Below are 1,400 nucleotides of genomic sequence, written 5' to 3'. Positions count from 1 at the left end.
GCGCGCCCCTGTGTGGTGGCGGCGCCCGGCGGCCCGGGCCCCGTGGACCGCCCCCCGGCTGGGGCGGGGGTGGGGGGGGCCGCGCGGGGTGGCGTGGGGGGAACCGCGGGGGGACGCAGGTCGCGGCCCGGCGGGTAGCCGACAGACGGGTTGACCGTCCCGGCGCCGGACCCGACGCTGGAGAGCACTTCGCCCGTCGGGGGGCGAACCGTCCTGTCCCCGGCGTCGGAGCACCCGCCATGCCTGCTTCGCTCGTCGCCGCACCGCGGCGCACCGGCCCGCCGCTGACCCGGTTCGTCGGCCGCGACACCGAGGTCGCCGCCCTGGTCACCGCCGTCCGCCGGACCCGGCTGCTGAGCCTGGTCGGCCCGGGCGGCAGCGGCAAGACCCGGCTCGCGCACGCGGTCAACGACCGGTTGAACGAGGAGGCCCGGCGCCCGACGTGGTGGGTGTCGCTGGCCCCGCTGGACCGGCCGGCGCTGCTGGTCGCGGCCGTGGCCGACGTTCTCGGCGTCGCCGAGGTGCCCGGCCGCTCGCGCCCCGACATGGTCGTCGCCCACCTGCGCGAACACCCGGGACTGCTCGTCCTCGACAACTGCGAGCACCTGGTGGCCGCCTGTGCCGGGCTCGTCGCCGACCTGCTGCGGGCCTGCCCCGGCCTGCGGGTGCTCACCACGAGCCGGGAACCGCTGGCCGTCACCGGGGAGACCACCTGGTGGGTGGAGGGCCTGTCCGTACCGGCCGACCTGCCCGCACCGAACGCCGCGGACCTCGCCGACAGCCAGGCGGTGCAGCTGTTCGCCGACCGGGCCCGTCTGGCCCGCCGCGACTTCACGGTCACCGACGACAACGCCGCCGACATCGCCCGGCTCTGCCGCCGCCTCGACGGCATGCCCCTGGTGCTGGAACTGGCCGCCGCGCGCCTGCGGGTGCTGCCCCTGCCGCGGATCGTCGCGTTGCTGGACGACGCCGTCTCGCTGCTGGCCACCACCAACCGCGACGTGCCGGCCCGGCAGGCGACCCTGCGAGCCACCCTGGACTGGAGCTACGACCTGCTGCCCGGCCCCGAGCGCGAGCTGTTCGCCCGGCTGTCGGTGTTCCGTGGCGGCTTCACCGTCGACGGAGCTGCCGCGGTCGCCGGCGAGGACCCGACCGACACCCTGAACCTGCTGGCCCGGCTGGTCGACAAGTCGCTGGTACAGGCCCGCACCGACGCCGCGGAGGAGCGCTACCGCCTGCTCGAAGTCGTCCGGCAGTACGCCGCGGAGCGGCTCGGTGATCAGCGCCGGGCGGTGGCGGCTCGGCACGCCGCGTACCTGCTCGACGTGGCCCGGCAGGCGGAACGCGGCCTCAGCGGCGCCGACCAGCCACTCTGGCGCGACCGGCTGCCCCGCGACCGG

1 protein-coding gene is annotated in these 1,400 nt (G+C 77.2%); it reads left to right on the top strand.

Annotation, left to right across the window (positions count from 1 at the left end; translation table 11 throughout):
- Positions 1-239: 239 nt before the first annotated feature.
- On the top strand, positions 240-1,400 hold a 1,161-nt coding region (locus tag AB0C29_RS48460; protein WP_360835137.1), incomplete at its 3' end, for an AAA family ATPase.

The sequence above is a fragment of the Actinoplanes sp. NPDC048791 genome (assembly GCF_040650095.1).
Lineage (GTDB): Bacteria > Actinomycetota > Actinomycetes > Mycobacteriales > Micromonosporaceae > Actinoplanes.
This window is presented reverse-complemented; position numbering and strand designations above follow the sequence as displayed.